At 69.3% G+C, this 14,566-nt stretch carries 14 protein-coding genes and 1 pseudogene; 6 read left to right on the top strand and 9 right to left on the bottom strand.

All coding sequences use genetic code 11. The features are described from left to right. Positions 1–3: 3 nt before the first annotated feature. Positions 4–732, bottom strand: a complete 729-nt coding sequence (locus IT40_RS04735; protein ID WP_036751291.1) for a response regulator — start codon at positions 730–732, stop codon at positions 4–6. Positions 733–868: 136 nt separating this feature from the next. Here IT40_RS04735 and mce point away from each other — a divergent pair, with 136 nt between their 5' ends. Both mce and IT40_RS04725 read left to right on the top strand, forming a co-directional pair. Then, positions 869–1,273: a methylmalonyl-CoA epimerase gene (gene mce, locus IT40_RS04730; protein WP_036751424.1), complete on the top strand. Its 405-nt coding sequence runs from the start codon at positions 869–871 to the stop codon at positions 1,271–1,273. After that, the gene (locus tag IT40_RS04725; protein ID WP_036751289.1) at positions 1,273–1,533 is read left to right on the top strand and encodes a DUF1467 family protein; all 261 of its coding nucleotides are present in this window, start codon (positions 1,273–1,275) and stop codon (positions 1,531–1,533) included. The genes mce and IT40_RS04725 overlap by 1 nt, the downstream gene beginning before the upstream one ends. Here the strand turns inward: IT40_RS04725 and IT40_RS04720 are convergent. Both IT40_RS04720 and IT40_RS04715 read right to left on the bottom strand, forming a co-directional pair. Beyond that, entirely contained in the window at positions 1,499–2,200 is a 702-nt protein-coding gene (locus tag IT40_RS04720) for an EI24 domain-containing protein (RefSeq protein WP_036751287.1), read from the bottom strand. The genes IT40_RS04725 and IT40_RS04720 overlap by 35 nt on opposite strands. Beyond that, entirely contained in the window at positions 2,200–2,766 is a 567-nt protein-coding gene (locus IT40_RS04715) for a nitroreductase family protein (RefSeq protein ID WP_036751422.1), read from the bottom strand. The genes IT40_RS04720 and IT40_RS04715 overlap by 1 nt, the downstream gene beginning before the upstream one ends. A 105-nt stretch (positions 2,767–2,871) precedes the next feature. Between IT40_RS04715 and IT40_RS04710 the strand changes: the two genes are divergently transcribed. Next, a complete protein-coding gene (locus IT40_RS04710; protein ID WP_024843098.1) occupies positions 2,872–3,120 on the top strand; it encodes a DUF167 domain-containing protein in 249 nt (82 codons plus the stop codon). A gap of 13 nt (positions 3,121–3,133) precedes the next feature. Here IT40_RS04710 and IT40_RS04705 read toward each other — a convergent pair whose 3' ends face one another. Beyond that, on the bottom strand, positions 3,134–3,385 hold the full coding sequence (locus IT40_RS04705) for a hypothetical protein (RefSeq protein ID WP_036751286.1): 252 nt from the start codon (positions 3,383–3,385) through the stop codon (positions 3,134–3,136). Between the two features lie 127 nt (positions 3,386–3,512). On the opposite strand from IT40_RS04705, the gene IT40_RS04700 reads away from it, so the two are divergent. Together IT40_RS04700 and IT40_RS04695 are read left to right on the top strand one after the other, a co-directional pair. Beyond that, complete coding sequence (locus IT40_RS04700) at positions 3,513–4,265, top strand: M48 family metalloprotease (RefSeq protein WP_036751284.1); 753 nt, start codon at positions 3,513–3,515, stop codon at positions 4,263–4,265. 239 nt (positions 4,266–4,504) lie between these two features. Further along, positions 4,505–4,846, top strand: a complete 342-nt coding sequence (locus tag IT40_RS04695; protein ID WP_036751282.1) for a hypothetical protein — start codon at positions 4,505–4,507, stop codon at positions 4,844–4,846. Between the two features lie 4 nt (positions 4,847–4,850). Here IT40_RS04695 and ilvN read toward each other — a convergent pair whose 3' ends face one another. The 3 genes from ilvN to IT40_RS04680 form a co-directional block, all read right to left on the bottom strand. After that, on the bottom strand, positions 4,851–5,411 hold the full coding sequence (gene ilvN / locus IT40_RS04690) for an acetolactate synthase small subunit (protein WP_028712010.1): 561 nt from the start codon (positions 5,409–5,411) through the stop codon (positions 4,851–4,853). A 15-nt stretch (positions 5,412–5,426) separates the two neighbouring features. Further along, on the bottom strand, positions 5,427–7,181 hold the full coding sequence (locus IT40_RS04685; protein ID WP_036751420.1) for an acetolactate synthase 3 large subunit: 1,755 nt from the start codon (positions 7,179–7,181) through the stop codon (positions 5,427–5,429). 165 nt (positions 7,182–7,346) lie between these two features. Beyond that, a complete protein-coding gene (locus tag IT40_RS04680) occupies positions 7,347–8,192 on the bottom strand; it encodes an arginyltransferase (protein WP_036751281.1) in 846 nt (281 codons plus the stop codon). Positions 8,193–8,423: 231 nt separating this feature from the next. On the opposite strand from IT40_RS04680, the gene IT40_RS04675 reads away from it, so the two are divergent. Next, positions 8,424–11,225 carry a [protein-PII] uridylyltransferase family protein gene (locus IT40_RS04675; protein WP_036751280.1) on the top strand — a complete coding sequence of 934 codons (2,802 nt, stop codon included), beginning with the start codon at positions 8,424–8,426 and terminating at the stop codon, positions 11,223–11,225. 788 nt (positions 11,226–12,013) lie between these two features. Here IT40_RS04675 and IT40_RS28365 read toward each other — a convergent pair. Both IT40_RS28365 and IT40_RS04670 read right to left on the bottom strand, forming a co-directional pair. Further along, positions 12,014–12,218: pseudogene (locus IT40_RS28365) on the bottom strand (transposase); the annotation flags it as partial. Positions 12,219–12,441: 223 nt separating this feature from the next. Continuing rightward, entirely contained in the window at positions 12,442–14,520 is a 2,079-nt protein-coding gene (locus IT40_RS04670; protein ID WP_036751279.1) for a glycosyltransferase, read from the bottom strand. Positions 14,521–14,566: the final 46 nt, after the last annotated feature.

Genomic DNA, 14,566 nt, shown 5'->3' with positions numbered 1-14,566 from the left:
GGCCTACGAGATCCGCGCGCTTGCCAGCCGGTCCTGCACCAACCCGCTGATCCGCGCCAGGTCGGTGGCGAGCGCCCGGCCCTGCGCGTGGTCGCGCGCCAGCGTGGTCGCCGCATCCTCCAGCATCCGGTCATGGGCCGAGCGGGCTACCCCGGCCAGGAATCGGGAGATATAGTCGATGGCGGCGGTGTCGTCGGCCTGCGCCAGCACGTCGGCGACATGCGCCAGGTCGTTGCGCAGCGCCTCGGGGTCGGCGGCGATCATGTCGTCGGGCAGGGCGCGCAGCCCTTGCGGCCGCGCGTCGGGCGGCAGGGCGGCCAGGATCGCCTCCTGGAACAGCGCCAGGCTTTCGACGGGCTTTGCCAGGAAACCGTCCGCGCCGGCCCGGATCGCCGCCTCGCGCCTGGCCGGATCGCCCGAGATGCCCAGGATCACCGGCACCCGCGGCATCGCGCGGGCGATGGTGGCGATCATGTCGGCGCCGTCGCCGTCGGGCAGGCCCATGTCCACGATCACCGCCCCCGGCCGATAGGTCTGAAGATGCCGCAGGGCCGAGCGGATGCAGTCGGCCCGCCGGATGCGCGCGCCCGAACGCAGGCACAGCAGCCGCACCGCCTCGGAGGCGACGCGCGAATCCTCGACCACCAGCACCGTCAGCCCGGCCAGCGGCCGGTTCGGCAGGACGGCCCGCCAGGTGGGAAAGTCTTCCGCACCGATGCTTTCCTGTTCCATCTCGCAAAATCCTAACTGGGAATCACCAACTGTCCCAAGGATTGCGCGTTTTCCCTAAGAAGCGGTTAACGGCGGTTTGTTTTCCTTTCCCCGGCTGGGCTCTGGCCTTAGAAGGGCGCAAATGACGGAGGAAGTGATGATCGGACGCCTGAACCATGTCGCCATTGCCGTGCCCGACCTGAAGGCCGCGGCGGCGCAATATGAAAACAGCCTTGGCGCCAAGGTCGGCCCGCCGCAGGACGAACCCGACCATGGCGTCACCGTCGTCTTCATCGAGCTGCCGAACACCAAGATCGAGCTGCTCTATCCCCTGGGCGAGGACAGCCCGATCAAGGGCTTCCTGGAAAAGAACCCCTCGGGCGGCATCCATCACATGTGCTTCGAGGTCGACGACATCCTGGCCGCCCGCGACAAGCTGAAGTCCGAGGGCGCGCGCGTCCTGGGCAATGGCGAGCCCAAGATCGGCGCCCATGGCAAGCCGGTGCTGTTCCTGCATCCCAAGGACTTCAACGGCTGCCTGATCGAGTTGGAGCAGGTCTGATGAGCCTGACCGGGGGCATCGTCCTTTACGCCGTGCTGTGGTTCCTGGTGCTGTTCGTGCTGCTGCCGATCGGCCAGCAAAGCCAGGCCGATGTCGGGCAGGTGACGCCCGGCACCCCCGCCGGCGCCCCGCACGAGCCCAAGCTGAAGAAGAAGGCGCTGTGGGCGACGCTGATCGCCGGGCTGATCTGGGGCGTGATCGCCTATGTCATCATCGCCGGCGTCATCACCCGCGCCGACCTCGAGGCCTGGACGCGCTGAGATGGTAGAGGTGGGTGAACCCCGCCGCCGCCAGCACCGGGACGACCACGTTCAGCACCGGCACCGTCAGAAGCGCCGCGATCAGCACCCCCAGCGCCGTCGCCTGCATGGCCAGGCTGCGGCGCAGGGCGGTCGCCTGCGGCTCGTGCAGGTGGCGCCGCGCCGCCATCTGGAAGAACTCGCGCCCCAGCAGCCAGCCGTTGCCGCCATAGAACAGCAGCGAGGCCAGCGGGCCCAGGAAGGGCGTCAGCGCCAGCGTCACCAGCGTGACCGCGATCACCGCGCCCATGACCGCCAGCGATTCCCACAGCCCGTCCCAGAAATCGACGGGCAGGCCCTTGGCGGCGGGATAATGCGTCTCCTCGACCGCCTCGGCGACGCGCTCGGCGAACAGACCTGAAAAGCCGGCGGCGACCGGGGTCATCAGGAAGATGCTCATCAAGGGGAACAGCAGCAGCGAGCCCCAGGACAGCGCGGGCGCCAGCGGCACGGCGCCGATCCAGGGCAGGGTCAGCGCCTCGGGGGCAAAGGCGCGGATCGCCCAGAAGGCGCCGGCCTGCAACACCAGGAACAAGGCCAGCGTCAGCGCCACGCCAAGCGCGACCACGCCGAAGATGCGCGGCCGCAGCAGGTCGCCCCAGGCCAGGATCAGCGCCCGCAGCACCATCACAGGAAGGTGGTCTTGACCGCGACGTCCGGGCGCGGACGCTCGGGCGGGGTCGGCCCGCGCCGGCCGATATGGACCAGCCCGACGATCCGCTCGCCCTCGGCCAGGCCCAGATGGGCGCGGGCGAAATCCGCCTCGGCCGCCGGGCCGGTCAGCCAGGCGGCGCCGTAGCCCGCCGCCAGCGCCGCGTTCACCAGCTCCAGGCAGACGGCGCCCGCGGACAGGAACTGTTCCCATTCCGGCACCTTGGGGCTTTCGACCGGGGCCGAGACCACCGCCACGATCACCGGCGAGCCAAAGGCCGAGCGGGCCTTTTCCGCCGCCGCCTCGTCCCCGCCCTGGTCCAGCACGTGCCGGGCCAGCACCGGGGCCAGCCGGTCGAGCGTCGCGCGTTCCAGCACGGCAAAGCGCCAGGGCTCCAGCTTGCCGTGGTCGGGCACGCGGGCGGCCAGTTCCAGCAGCTCCATCAGCGCCTCGCGCGAGGGGGGCGGGCCGGCCAGCAGTTTCGGCGGGTGCGAGCGGCGGCTGGCCAGGAAGGCCAGGGTGGCGGGATCGGCATATTCCATTCGGTCCTCGTCGGGTTCGCGCATGTCCTGGCCATCAGATAGCCGCGCCGGCCCGCCGGCACCAGCCGGCATTGCCTTTTTCGCCGCGCCCGGCTTGAAAGGGGCATGACAGACCTTAGCCATCTTGCCCGGCCCGGTGCCGAAATCGCGGTGCGCGTCACCCCGCGCGCCTCGCGCAATGCGGTGATCCTGGACGGCGAGGCGATCCGCGTCACCGTTACCGTGGTCCCCGAGGACGGCAAGGCCAATGCCGCGGTGGTCAAGCTGCTGGCCAAGGCGCTGGGGGTGGCCAAGTCGCGGCTGGTGCTGGTCCGCGGCGCCACGGCACGCGACAAGCTGTTCCGCATCGACTAGCCGGACCGCCTGGCTAGCCGCGTTGCAACCGATAGTTGCCCTCGGGCAGGTTCAGCGCGGCGCGCAGTTCCTCCAGTTGCTCGATGGTCAGGACGATCTGCGCCAGCTCGCCGGTGTCGGGGTCGAATTGCTCGACCACGACGCGGTCGTCGAAGCTGTGGATGACCACATCCTCGTTCAGCGGGCGCGAACCGATCTCGGCCTGTGGCAATTCGTCGATCAGGGTGATGACGGTCGCGTCGAAATCATGCTCGATGGTGAACATCGGGGATCCTTCCCGTTCGGCTTTCCCCGACAATCGCGTGATATTGCGGCCGGGGCAAGTCCGGGGCTTGGCGCGGGGCGGCCGCCGCGGCTAGAGTGGCGCGAACACGGGCAGGCGAGGGCGGCAGATGATGAGGACATGGCAGGCGGTGGCGGCGGTCGTGCTGGTGCTGGCGGGCTGTGTCGCCGCGCCCGTGCCGCAGCCGGGGGTGCCGCAGCCCGGCGGGCCGGATGTCATCATCACGCCCGCCCCGGACACGCCGGCCAATGCCTCGGCCTCGGCGCGCACCTTCGTCTCGGTGGTCAGCCGCATGGAGCCGGCGGTGGAACGCGAATGCCTGCAGCGGCGCACCCAGCCGATCAACTGCGATTTCCAGTTCGTCGTCGACGACCGCGCGGGGCTGGAGCCGAACGCCTTCCAGACCGTCGATCCCAGCGGCCGGCCGATCATCGGCTTCACCCTGTCGCTGATCGGCGAGGCGCGCAATGCCGACGAGCTGGCTTTCGTCATCGGGCACGAGGCGAGCCACCACATCCTGGGCCATATCAGCCGCAAGACCGGCGCCGCGACCGTGGGCGCGGTGATCCTGGGCGGGCTGGCCAGCGCCTATGGCGGCGATCCCGAGGCGATTCGCACCGCGCAGGATTTCGGCGCCCAGTTCGGCGCCCGCTACTATTCGAAGGACTGGGAACTCGAGGCCGATTACCTGGGCGCGATCATCACCCTGAACGCCGGCTTCGATCCCGAACACGGCGCGCTGTTTTTCGCCCGCATCCCCGATCCGGGTGATAAAATTCTGGGCACCCACCCGTCGCGCAGCGCCCGCATGGGGCAGGTTGCGCGGGCCGTGGCCGATTACCGGGCGGGCCGGGTGCGATAGAGCGGCCGCCGTTGCGCTGCTGCATCGGCCGAAGACTAGACGGAACAGTTTGTTTTCTCGTGAAAAAGCTGAAATTCAGGCAGGTCGCAACCGTAAAAGATCAATTTGCCTGCCGATTCCCCCTCAAACTGAACGGTTCCGCCAGAAATTGCTTTCATAGGCGAGAAATTGCCGATAGTTTCCCGCTTGGGTTGGGTCACGTCCTTATTGCCGGGCGGCTTTGTCTTTTAGGAGCTTTCATGATCGGGGTTATTTTATGGAGCAGTCCAGCCAAGGAGAAGGCCGTGATCTGGTGCGAGGATCATGGCGCCCTGGCCTATCTGCAGGGCAGGGAAAACCTGTTCGTCGAAACGGAATGGCCCGAGGCGGGCGACCTGGTCGAGCTTGAGATCGAAATGCAGGCCGAGCTGCGCCATGCCCGCTTCGTCAGCATCGTCGGGGGCAACAAGCGGTCGGAACTGCCCAGCCTGCTGCGGGACATGGGCGAAAAACCCGAACCGGCCCGCCCGGTGCTGCGGGTGATTTCGAACCGCGAAGGCGAGGCGCAAGAGCGGCCGCTGAGACTGGCGGCCGCCCGCTGATTCGTCAGGCGCCGCGCGCCAGCGCGGCGACGCCGGTCCGGGCCTGGTCCGACAGGCCCAGGGGCCGCATCAACTCGGCAAAGGCGTCCAGCTTCTCGGGCGTGCCGGTGATTTCGAAGACAAAGCTCTCCAGGGTCGAATCGACCACGCTGGCGCGGAAGATCTCGGCGATCCGCAGCGCCTCGACCCGCTTGTCGCCCTTGCTCGTGACTTTGAACAGGCCCAGCTCGCGCTCGACGCAGGGGCCCTCGACGGTCAGGTCGTGGACATCATGCACCGGCACGATGCGGCCAAGCTGCGCCTTGATCTGCTCGATCACCGCGGGGGTGCCGCGGGTGACGATGGTGATGCGCGAGCGGTGGCCCAGGTGGTCCACCTCGGCCACGGTCAGGCTGTCGATATTGTAGCCGCGCCCGGAAAACAGGCCGATCACGCGCGCCAGCACGCCCGGCTCGTTCTCGACCAGCACCGCGAGGGTGTGGCTTTCGATGGTCTGGGCGTTGGGGTCGCGCAGGTCATAGGCCGAATGGCTGGATGCGCCCTTCTGGATGTTCAGTGCCGCCATGTTCTTCTCCTAACCTCAGACCAGGGCCGCGCCGGCGCCGGTGATGGCGCCTTCGGTCGATGCCTCGCCCAAGAGCATCTCGTTATGCGGCTTGCCCGAGGGGATCATCGGGAAGCAGTTCTCGTGCTTTTCGACCAGCACGTCCAGGATGAACGGGCCGTCATAGTCGATCATCTCCTGGATCGCCGCGTCCAGGTCGGCCGGGTCCGAAACCGTGCGCCCGCCGCAGCCAAAGGCCTCGGCCAGCTTGACGAAATCGGGCAGGCTTTCCGACCAGCTCTGGCTGTAGCGCTCGCCATGCAGCAATTGCTGCCATTGCCGGACCATGCCCAGGCGCTCGTTGTTCAGGATGAACTGCTTGACCGGCGCGCGGAACTGCACGGCGGTCGCCATTTCCTGCATGTTCATCAGCCAGGACGCCTCGCCGGCGACGTTGACCACCAGCGCCTCGGGATGGGCGACCTGCACCCCGATCGAGGCGGGCAGGCCATAGCCCATCGTCCCCAGCCCGCCCGAGGTCATCCAGTGGTTCGGATCCTCGAAATGCAGGAACTGCGCCGCCCACATCTGATGCTGGCCGACCTCGGTGGTGAAATAGGGCTTGCGCGCGGCGGTCAGCGCCTGAAGGCGCTGCAAGGCGTGCTGCGGCTTGATGACCTTGTCCGAGTTGCGATAGGCAAGGCAGTTGCGCGCCTTCCACTGCTCGATCTGCGCCCACCATGCCCGCAGCGGCTCGGGATTGGTCTTGCGGCCGCGGGCCTTCCAGACCTTCAGCATGTCTTCCAGCACATGGCCGACATCGCCGACGATGGGCAGGTCGACATGGATCACCTTGTTGATCGAGCTGGGGTCGATGTCGATCTGCGCCTTGACCGAGCCGGGGCTGAAATCCGCGACCCGCCCGGTGATGCGGTCGTCGAAGCGCGCCCCCACCGCGATCATCAGGTCGCAATCGTGCATGGCCATGTTGGCCTCGTAAAGGCCATGCATGCCCAGCATGCCGATCCATTTCGACCCCGAGGCCGGATAGGCCCCCAGCCCCATCAGCGTCGAGGTGACGGGAAAGCCCGTCGCATCCGCCAGCTCGCGCAGCAGCTGGCTGGCGCCGGGGCCCGAGTTGATGACGCCGCCGCCGGTATAGAAGATCGGCCGCTCGGCCGTCTCCATCAGCTCGACCAGCCGGGTGATGGTGGCTAGGTCGCCCTTCTTCGCCGGCTGGTAGCTGGGCGTCTCGATCTGCTTGGGCCCGACATATTCGCCGGTGGCGAATTGCACGTCCTTGGGAATGTCGATCAGCACCGGCCCCGGACGGCCCGAGGTGGCGATGTGGAAGGCCTTGTGGATCGTCGCCGCCAGCTCGTCCGTCTCTTTCACCAGCCAGTTGTGCTTGGTGCAGGGGCGGGTGATGCCGATGGTGTCGGCCTCCTGGAAGCCGTCGGTGCCGATCAGGAAGGTCGGAACCTGCCCGGTCAGCACGACGATGGGGATCGAATCCATCAGCGCGTCGGTCAGCCCGGTGACGGCATTGGTCGCGCCGGGACCGGACGTGACCAGCACCACCCCCGGCTTGCCGGTCGAGCGGGCATAGCCCTCGGCCATGTGGACGGCGCCCTGTTCGTGGCGGACCAGGATGTGCTTGATGTCGTTTTGCTGGAAAATCTCGTCATAGATGGGAAGTACCGCCCCGCCCGGATAGCCGAATACCGTATCGACGCCCTGATCGCGCAGAGCCTCGATAACCATCCTTGCACCCGTCATCTGTCGGGACATGCCCATTCTCCATCTCTGAACAAAAACGCGGCGGGGACAGCCGCCCCGCTGCGACGCGGAAAACTATGGGTGCGGCGAGGCGCGGTCAATGGCGATTGTCCAAGAAAATGACCCGGTGCCGCAAATTCTTGAAATATTCTTACCAAGACGCCGGCTTTTCGGTAATCATTTCCGGTTCGAGGGCAGGTTGATCCGCGCCACCTGCTCGACGATGGGGTCGATGGACAGGGGGTGGATGTCCGACGTGTGCTGCGCCGGGTCGCCGATCGGCTGCCAGACGCCGCCCTTGTAGATCTCCAGCGCCGAGAATTTCGCCTTGTAGTCCATCTTGCGGCTGCCGGGCACCCAATAGCCCAGGTAGACGAAGGGCAGGCCGGCGCTGCGCGCCAGATCGATATGGTCCAGGATGATATGCGTGCCCAGGCTCGCGCTTTCCAGCGCCGGGTCATAGAAGCTGTAGACCAGGCTCAGCCCGTCATCCAGCACGTCGGTCAGGCAGACCGCGACCAGCCGGTCGCTGCCGGGCGGCGGCGGGATCTCGCTGCTGTCGCCCTGGTGCGTGCGATATTCGATGACGCGGGTGCGCACCGGCGTCTCCTCGATCATCGCGGCGAATTCGAAGATGTCCATGTCGGCCATGCCGCCGTCGGCATGGCGTTCGTCCAGATAGGCGCGGAACAGTTCATACTGTTCCTCGGTCGCCCAGGCGCTGGTGGCAAGGCGGCGCAGATGCACGTTCCTGCGCGCGATCCGGCGCTGCGTGCGCGAGGGCTGGAACTCGGACACCCGGATGCGGGCCGACATGCAGGCCACGCAGCTTTCGCAGCTGGGCCGGTAAAGCACGTTCTGCGAGCGGCGGAAGCCCTGGCGCGACAGGGCGTTGTTCAGCTCGTTGGCCGAATCGCCGGTCAGCGCGGTGAACAGCTTGCGTTCGGCCCGGCCGTGCAGATAGGGGCAGGGCTGCGGCGCCGTCACATAGAATTGCGGCGCATGAGGCAGGCTGTGCCGCATCAGCCGCGCCCCCGGCGTCTGGGGCGCGCCGCGCCTGGCGGCGCATGCTGCGGTCGGGTCACTCTCATCTCGGCGCGCATTGGCGGCGGTCGGGGCTGCGTTGTGGATTGCTCTTGGGCCGAGCCTAGCAACAGTTGCACCCCGCGCCAAGCAGGGAAAACCGCAAGAATTGAACCTCTCGGTCCATTCGCGCGGCATTGACGCGGCGCCGGCTGCGGCTAGGCTGCGGCCATGGATTTCGCCGCCCGCATCACCCGCCTGCCCATCCCCGCCGACCCCGCCCGCGGCCTTTCCGCGCTGCAAGCGACCGGGATCGCCGATCCCCGGCTGGGCGATCTGATCCGCGGCACCGCCGGTTGCAGCCCCTACCTGGCTGGGCTGATCGAGCGCGAGGCCGACTGGCTGCCCGGCGCGCTGGCGCCCGGGGATGTCGTCGCCCGCGAGACGGCGGGGTTCGAGACGCTTTCCGCCGATGCCCTCGGCCCGGCGCTGCGCCGCGCCAAGCGGCGGGTGGCGCTGTGGACGGCGCTGGCCGACCTGGGCGGCGTCTGGCCGCTGGAACGGGTAACGGGCGCGCTGACCGACCTGGCCGACCGCGCCACGGACCTGGCCCTGCGCGCCCATGTCGCGGCCGAGCAGGCGCGCGGCAAGCTGCCCCCGACCGGGGCCGAAGCCGGCGGCATCGTCGCGCTCGCCATGGGCAAGATGGGCGCGGCAGAGCTGAACTACTCCTCGGACATCGACCTGATCGTGCTTTACGACGACGGCGCCTATGATCCCGACGACCAGTATGAGGCCCGCGCCGCCCTGATCCGCGCCACCCGCAAGGCGGCGGCGACGATCTCGGACAACACCGACCAGGGCTATGTCTTCCGCACCGACCTGCGGCTGCGGCCCGATGCGGCGGTGACGCCGGTCTGCATCTCGATCTCGGCGGCGCTGGCCTATTACGAGGCCGAGGGCCGCACCTGGGAACGCAGCGCCTATATCAAGGCGCGGCCCTGCGGCGGCGACCTGGCGGCGGGCGCGCGCTTCCTGCGCGAGCTGCGCCCCTTCGTCTGGCGGCGGCACCTGGACTTCGCCGCCATCCAGGACGCCCACGACATGCGGCTGCGCATCCGCGACCACAAGGGGCTGCACGGCCGCATCGAGGTGCCGGGCCACAACATGAAGCTGGGCCAGGGCGGCATCCGCGAGATCGAGTTCTTCACCCAGACCCGCCAGCTGATCGCCGGCGGCCGCGACCCCGACCTGCGCCTGCGCGGCACGGTCGAGGGGCTGGCGCGGCTGGCCGAAAAGGGCTGGGTGCCGCCCGAGGTGGCCCAGGAGCTGACCGCGCATTACCGCGAGCATCGCGAGATCGAGCATCGCATCCAGATGGTGAACGACGCACAGACCCATTCGCTGCCCACCTCGGCCGAGGGGCTGGACACCATCGCCCGCATGATGGGCGAGGGCGACACCGTCGCCTGGTCGGCGCGCCTGGCCACCCGCCTGGCGCGGGTCGAGGCGCTGACCGGCGATTTCTTCGCCCCCGGCGAGCAGCGGGCCCGCCCGGCGCTGTCCCCCGAGGCCGAGGCGATGGTGGAGCGCTGGCGCAGCTATCCCGCGCTGCGCTCGGCCCGCGGGCGCGAGGTCTTTGCCCGGATCGAGCCGGACCTGCTGACCCGGCTGACCGCCGCCGCCCATGCCGAAGAGGCGCTGGCGCGGTTCGACGCCTTCCTGGCCGGGCTGCCGGCCGGGGTGCAGCTCTTCTCGCTCTTCGAGGCCAATCCGCAGCTGATCGAATTGATCGCCGACATCTGCGGCACGGCGCCGGGGCTGGCGGCCTATCTGGCCCGCCACCCCGAGGTGCTGGACGGGGTGCTGGCCGGCAGCTTCTTTGCGGCCTGGCCCGGCGCGGCCGCCCTGCGCCGCCAGCTGGACCAGGTGCTGGATGCGGCGCTGGCCGCGCCCGGCGGCGGCTACGAACAGGCGCTGGACGCCGCGCGGCGCTGGGCGCACGAGGGGCAGTTCCGCATCGGCGTGCATCACCTGCGCAGCCTGATCGGCGCCGAGGAGGCGGGTGGGCAATATGCCGATGTCGCCGATGCCGCGGTCGCCGCGCTGTTCCCGGTCGTCGCGGCCGAATTCGCCCGCCGCCACGGACCGCCGCCGGGTCGCGGGGCGGTGGTGCTGGGCATGGGCTCGCTGGGCGCCCGACAGCTGAACGCCTCGTCGGACCTGGACCTGATCGTGATCTACGACGCCGCCGGGCAAGAGGCGTCCGAGGGGCCGAAACCCCTGGCGACGCGGGCCTATTACGCGCGGCTGACCCAGGCGGTGATCACCGCGCTCTCGGCGCCGACCTCGGCCGGGCGGCTTTACGAGGTGGACATGCGGCTGCGCCCCTCGGGGCGGCAGGGGCCGGTGGCGACCTCGGTGCAGAGCTTTCGCGACTACCAGATGACCGAGGCCTGGACCTGGGAGCATCTGGCGCTGACCCGCGCCCGCGTGATCGGCACCTGCGGCACCGATGCCGCCGCGCTGGCCGAGGAGGTCGAGGCGCTGCGGGTCGAGGTGCTGCAAACCCGCGGCACGGACCCGCGGGTGATGCCGGATCTGGCCGGGATGCGGGCCCGCATCTTCGCCGCCAAGGCCCCGGATGGCGCCTGGGAGGCCAAGATCGGCCGCGGCCGGTTGCAGGACATCGAGCTGCTGGCGCAATGTTTCGCGCTGCGGGCCGGTTCGGCCGCGCGCGCGGTGCAGGCGCAGTTGCGCACCGGCCCTCGGATCGGGCTGGTCGGGCGCGAGGATGGCGAAAGGCTGGCCTCGGCCCGGCGCTTCCTGTGGAGCCTGCAATGCGCCGGCCGGCTGCTGACCGAAAAGCCCTTGGACATGGACAACCTGGGCAAGGGCGGGCAGGCCTTCCTGCTGCGCGAGACCGGCACGGCCTCGCTGGAGGAACTGGCCGAGCGGCTGGCCGCGACGGTCGAGACCGCCGGCGCGATCATCGACGGCGTCCTGGCCGGGGTCGAGGCGCAGGCCGGATAGGCGCCGGCGGGAACGCGCCGCCGGCCCGATGGGCCGAGCCCGGCAGGAAGCCCGCGGCAGGTCCGCCACCTGCGCCGCCCGCCCCGCTCGGCCGTGCCTGCCCCCGAGGGCGGGCGACAGGCATCGCCGCAGTCGGCAGGGCGTTCATGTCGCCCGCTCGTTCCTGCCCGTGGGCGCGCGCGACATGCATCACGCCAAAGGGATTTCTGGAAACTCATGCAATCGTTCCTGCCCGGGCGCGCCACATGCATCTGCTCCGACGGCCTCTGATGGCCATCGGACCCGCTGTTCCTGCCCGCCGGGGCGTGCGCCGGGCATCGCTTCGCGCGGCGCGTGCGAGAACCGAGCGGCAGAGGTGCCCGGCCCTGCCAATCTTTCCATGCACCAAGAAGCCGTGGCAAGGTTCGCTGCCAGTGCCGCAGCCGACACCGGCTTCGCCGTTCCTGCCCGCCAAGGCCCGCCACGGGTCTCGCTTGGCAGGCTGCTGAAAAAGGATTTTGAGAGGGCGACGCAGCGGAAATCGTTCTGGAGCCAGCTGATATCGGCCCGAAAATGGGGTGTTTTCGGCAAATTTGAGGCGGATTTCCTGGCTCCCCGCCCGCGCTGTCCTGTCGCAAGGACTTTTTCAGCAGCCTGTTAGAGCTCCGCAAGCGAAAACAGAGCGGGAGAAGTGTCTGGCCCCAGCCGGTCCTGTCCAGGGAATGGACTTATAATTCCGCACCACAGTCTTGCGGCTGCGATTGTGACGGCTGCGAGGAATCCCTTGGCGAGTTTGTCGTAGCGCGTTGCCCCGCCTTGGCCCATTGGTTGTAAGCGGTCGTATATGGACCGTAGCGCTTGGGAAGGTCGCGCCAGGGCCGGCCCTGTCCGCAGGATGGAGAAGATCCCGTTCAGGACGCGCCGGTCGTTCGTCTGCGCAAGGCCACGAGGCTTGTCAGGAAGAAGCGGTGCAATCCGCGCCCGTTCCCGGTCCCTCAGCGCGAGAGGTGCCATTCAAGCTCCGCAAGGCGCTCGAAGCACGAACCGTTCCCAAACGGCAGCCCGCCTGTGAGTACAGAACCTAGCGCCCCGAAGCGGCGGCAGTCTCCTCTATCTGTGCTGCAGCCGGCACCGGGCGCCCGGTTCGGCCAGTCCTGCCTCGCACCAGGAAGCTGCGGTAGGTTCGCTGCGGGGTCCGCGGCTCCTCCTGCCGGGGGTGCCAGGCGGCTGCATCGGTTCAGTCGATCTTGCCCAGCAAGGGGACCAGCAGCGGGTCGAGGTCCGGGTCGGTTTCGGCGGCGATGGGGCTTGCGGGCTCTCCGGCGGCGGTTTCGCGCAGGGGGATCAGCCGGCCGGCGGGCGGCGGCGCGGGCTCGGGCGGCTCGTCCAGGCCGGCCTCGAAGATGCCGTGCTGGGTCTTGTCCCAGTAGAAGGGCTTGACCACCACCTCGTAGATCGCCTTCCAGGCCGCCAGGCAGCCGAGCGGGAAATACAGGTGCAGCGTCGGCACCCAGGGCAGCAGGTGGCGATGCGCCCGCCCGCGCACCGCCCACAGGCCGACGGCGATGTTCAGCAATTCCGAGGCCACGAACAGCGCGAACAGCAGGGCGATGGCATGGCCGCCCAGCATGCCCGACAGCATGTCCCGCATCGGATGCGGCAGGCCCAGGCTGAGCAGCCAGAAGCTCCACAGCACCGGCGCCAGCAGGTATTGCGAGACCGAGGCGAAAAGCTGCACCTGCAAGGCAAGGAAGCGCCGCGTCCCCAGGTCGCGCCACAGCGCCACCGGGTCGCGCATATGCACGCCCCAGGTCATCGCGAAGCCCTTGAGCCAGCGCGAGCGCTGCTTGACCCAGGGGATCAGGCGGCAGTTCGCCTCTTCATGCGTGACGGTGTCCAGCATCCGCGTGCGATAGCCGCGCCGGGTCAGGCGCACGCCCAGGTCGGCGTCCTCGGTCACGTTCCAGGCGTCCCAGGCGCCGATCTCTTCCAGCGCGTCGCGGCGGAAGAACAGCGTCGTCCCGCCAAGCGGCACCACCAGGTCCAGCGCCGCCGCCCCGGCCAGCGTGCCGCGGAACCAGGCGGCATATTCGATGGTGAAGGCGCGGGCCAGCCAGTTGGTGCGGGGGTTGTAATAGTCCAGCACGCCTTGCAGGCAGGCCACCTCGGGCGGGGCGAAGTGAAAGCCGCGCGCGACCTTGTGCAGCTGGCCCGGCTCGGGGCGGTCCTCGGCGTCCCAGACCCCGATGATCGAGCCGCGGCAGAAGTTCAGCGCATAGTTCAGCGCCCGCGGCTTGGTGCGCACCGGCCCGTCGGGCACCTGGATCACGCGCAGCCAGCGCGGCAGCCGGACGCCCTGCAGCGCCTCGCAGGTGACGCGGTCGGTCTCCTCGACCACGATCAGGATGTCCATCAGCTCGCGCGGGTAGTCCAGCCGCGACAGCCGGCCGATCAGCTTTTCGGCGATGTCGGCCTCGGCGAACAGCGGCACCATGACCGAGATCACCGGCAGCGGCGCCGTCATCTCGGGCTGCGGCCGGGCGGCATGGGACGGCTTTTGCAGGCGGTCCTGCCGGTGCCGGCGCAGGATGGCGGCAAAGGAGAACAGCTTCAGCGTGGCCGAGGCGACCAGCGTCAGCACCGCCCAGGCCGTCAGAAGCGCGATCACCGCGTTGGGCGCCAGCACCAGCCCCAGCGCCGCTGCCGCCATCAGCCCCACGGCAATGCGGCCGAAGCGGCGCTCGTTGCGGGTGCGGCAGCTTTCCTGGGCGGGCACGCGGGTTTCGGCCTGGCGGATCAGCGCGGTGCGGCGCAGGGCCAGGATCGCCTCGCGCGCGGCGTTTTCCGAACACAGCAGCATGCGCACCGCGCCGAACCCTTCGGGCAGGCGGTCCTGCAATGCCTCGAACCCCTCGGGACGCGCTGTGGCGATGAAGGTGACGCCGCCGACCCGGCGCCAGGGCACCGCGCCTTCGGCCAGGCAAAGCTGCGCGCCCATCGCATCGACCAGCCGCGGATCGGGCGGCAGCGCCGCCAGGTCCAGCACGCTGGCGCGCCATTGCCGGGACAGGGCGCGCAGCAGCGCCTCTTCCCGCACCCAGCCGTGCGCCAGCAGGATCTCGCCCAGCCGCGCCGATTGGCGCTCGCGCATGACCAGCGCCTTGAGCAGGTCGCGCGGATCGACCGCGCCATCCTCGATCAGGATCTGGCCCAGCGGGCGCAGGTCGCGGGTCGCGATCACCGTGCCCGTCAAGGCGGGTACGGCGGCCTCGGCCGGGGCACCGGCAAGGGGCCAGATGAGGGCGGGGCGGGCCATAGGCGATTCCCGGTCTGGGTCGTTCCGGTCCCCTCTCTGCCATGCA

The organism is Paracoccus versutus, assembly GCF_000763885.1.
GTDB lineage: Bacteria > Pseudomonadota > Alphaproteobacteria > Rhodobacterales > Rhodobacteraceae > Paracoccus > Paracoccus versutus.
The sequence above is the reverse complement of the archived record's forward strand: the minus strand, read 5'-3'. Positions and strand labels throughout refer to the sequence as shown.

Coding starts and splice junctions, on each gene's coding strand:
- IT40_RS04735 (WP_036751291.1), bottom strand. CDS start 732: ATGGAACAGGAAAGCATCGGTGCGGAAGACTTTCCCACCTGGCGGGCC.
- mce (WP_036751424.1), top strand. CDS start 869: ATGATCGGACGCCTGAACCATGTCGCCATTGCCGTGCCCGACCTGAAG.
- IT40_RS04725 (WP_036751289.1), top strand. CDS start 1,273: ATGAGCCTGACCGGGGGCATCGTCCTTTACGCCGTGCTGTGGTTCCTG.
- IT40_RS04720 (WP_036751287.1), bottom strand. CDS start 2,200: ATGGTGCTGCGGGCGCTGATCCTGGCCTGGGGCGACCTGCTGCGGCCG.
- IT40_RS04715 (WP_036751422.1), bottom strand. CDS start 2,766: ATGGAATATGCCGATCCCGCCACCCTGGCCTTCCTGGCCAGCCGCCGC.
- IT40_RS04710 (WP_024843098.1), top strand. CDS start 2,872: ATGACAGACCTTAGCCATCTTGCCCGGCCCGGTGCCGAAATCGCGGTG.
- IT40_RS04705 (WP_036751286.1), bottom strand. CDS start 3,385: ATGTTCACCATCGAGCATGATTTCGACGCGACCGTCATCACCCTGATC.
- IT40_RS04700 (WP_036751284.1), top strand. CDS start 3,513: ATGATGAGGACATGGCAGGCGGTGGCGGCGGTCGTGCTGGTGCTGGCG.
- IT40_RS04695 (WP_036751282.1), top strand. CDS start 4,505: ATGATCGGGGTTATTTTATGGAGCAGTCCAGCCAAGGAGAAGGCCGTG.
- ilvN (WP_028712010.1), bottom strand. CDS start 5,411: ATGGCGGCACTGAACATCCAGAAGGGCGCATCCAGCCATTCGGCCTAT.
- IT40_RS04685 (WP_036751420.1), bottom strand. CDS start 7,181: ATGTCCCGACAGATGACGGGTGCAAGGATGGTTATCGAGGCTCTGCGC.
- IT40_RS04680 (WP_036751281.1), bottom strand. CDS start 8,192: ATGCGGCACAGCCTGCCTCATGCGCCGCAATTCTATGTGACGGCGCCG.
- IT40_RS04675 (WP_036751280.1), top strand. CDS start 8,424: ATGGATTTCGCCGCCCGCATCACCCGCCTGCCCATCCCCGCCGACCCC.
- IT40_RS04670 (WP_036751279.1), bottom strand. CDS start 14,520: ATGGCCCGCCCCGCCCTCATCTGGCCCCTTGCCGGTGCCCCGGCCGAG.